The following is a 1,035-nucleotide window of genomic DNA, read 5'->3' on the forward strand; positions in this document are numbered from 1 at the left end:
CTTCCTTTATTTGTACCGCCAGCAATAAGTATAATGTCTTTTTCAAAGGAATCTAACGCTTTTAAGGTTGCGTGAACTGTTGTAGATTTTGAGTCATTGTAAAAATTTATGCCGTTTATACTTCTTACAAATTCAAGTCTGTGGGGAAGTGGGGTAAAGTTTTCAACTGTTTCTTTTATAATCTGCGGATTTATTCCCATTTTTAAAGCTGTAATAACTGCGAAAGTTATGTTTTCTAAATTGTGTCTGCCTTTTAGTTTAAGGTTATTTATATTTATTTTTAAGTCTTCTATATACAGGATATCACCATTTAAATGGTTCTCTAAGTCAATGTATAACTTTCTTGCTTTTGTAAAGAAGGTTTCTTTTATACTTTTATTAATTATTAGATAATCATTTTCAGTCTGATTTTTTGTAATTTTAAATTTGCTTAAAACATAATGCTTTCTTTTTTTATGCCAGTCTAAATGGTCTGTGTCAATGTTTAAAATTAGTGCAATATCTGGTCTAAATTTTTTTGTTGAGTAAAGCTGGAAAGATGAAAGTTCTAAGACAGCAACAGAGTTTTTATTTGCTTCTTCTGTTATTTCAATAAAAGGTATTCCGTAATTTCCACCTATATAAGCATCAAATCCTGCATTTTTTAAGAGCTCATAAATAAGCTTTGTAGTTGTCGTTTTTCCATCAGTTCCTGTAATTGCTATTATTTTGCCTTTATAAAATTGATAAGCAAATTCTATATCTCCAACAACTGGAATTTTTTTTCTTTTTGCCTCTTTATAAATTTGATGATAAAAAGGAATTCCCGGTGATACTACTATTTTTTCAGTCTTTTTTAATAAATCAGTTGAAAAATCGTTATCATCAACTAAAACTGCGTTTATGTTTCTATTTTTGCAAAATTCATATAATGAGTTTCCTGTTTTTCCTTTGCCGTAAATTAATATCATACGAAAGATTATAAACTAAAAACTTAATGGAGCAAATTATCAAGTTGATACTCTTTAATTTTTCTCCATAGGGTAGTTCTGTGAA

At 28.2% G+C, this 1,035-nt stretch carries 1 protein-coding gene; it reads right to left on the reverse strand.

What is annotated here, in order from left to right; genetic code table 11:
- On the reverse strand, positions 1 to 950 hold a 950-nt coding region (murD, locus tag HG1285_RS00140; protein WP_008289749.1), incomplete at its 3' end, for a UDP-N-acetylmuramoyl-L-alanine--D-glutamate ligase.
- Between the last annotated feature and the right edge of the window lie 85 nt (positions 951 to 1,035).

Source organism: Hydrogenivirga sp. 128-5-R1-1 (assembly GCF_000171895.1).